Origin of the sequence: Lelliottia wanjuensis (assembly GCF_030238365.1) — a bacterium.
GTDB classification, from domain to species: domain Bacteria; phylum Pseudomonadota; class Gammaproteobacteria; order Enterobacterales; family Enterobacteriaceae; genus Enterobacter; species Enterobacter wanjuensis.
The window spans coordinates 1-689 of the sequence record NZ_JASSOT010000027.1 but is presented as its reverse complement, the minus strand read 5'-3'; the positions used below and the strand labels follow the sequence as shown (position 1 = coordinate 689).

The 689-nt window shown below is 55.6% G+C and carries 1 protein-coding gene and 1 pseudogene; both read left to right on the top strand.

From position 1 onward, the window contains the following. Window positions 1-331: pseudogene (locus QQF33_RS03390) on the top strand (type VI secretion system ATPase TssH); the annotation flags it as partial. Next, window positions 328-689: contractile injection system protein, VgrG/Pvc8 family (locus QQF33_RS03385; protein WP_285157381.1), on the top strand; the 362-nt coding region annotated here is incomplete at its 3' end. The pseudogene QQF33_RS03390 and the gene QQF33_RS03385, both read left to right, overlap by 4 nt.

Below are 689 nucleotides of genomic sequence, written 5' to 3'. Positions count from 1 at the left end.
GATATACCGCCCACTGGCTATGGATGCGATGCGCACCATCGTAGGCATGAAGCTGGCACAGGTGAGCACGCGTCTGCAACGTCACTACGGCATCTCCACTCACATCGGCGAAAGTCTCATCGACACCCTGACGGCTGCATGTCTGCTGCCGGATACCGGAGCCCGCAACGTAGACAGTCTGCTTAACCAGCAGATCCTGCCGGTTCTGAGTCAACAGTTGTTAAGCCATATGGCGGCGAAACAAAAACCGTCCTCACTACAGCTGACCTGGGATGACGAACAGGGCATTGTGCTGGAATTTGATGAACAGGCAGAAGGAGAGGCGTCATGAGTGGAACACTTATCAGGAAGGCAACCGACGCGGTGCAACAGCTGTCAGGGCAGTCTCGTTACCGGGTAGATGTGCATGAATGCAGTGATTTCCTTGATGTTCTGCGTTACAACGCCGTTGAATCACTCAGCCAGCCATGGCGCTATGACGTGGCGGTTACCTGCTCCTCTAAAGATATCGCCTGTGAGTCGTTACTGCTCAAACCGGCGTCATTTACCTTCCAGACCCCGATGTTTGACGGGACACCGGCGCTGCCGGTGCGGACGGTTTTTGGCGTAGTGGCGTCCTTTCGCCGCGTGTCCACCTCGAATGATGACACCCATTACGCGCTGACGATCGTTCCCCGTATTGCCCTTCT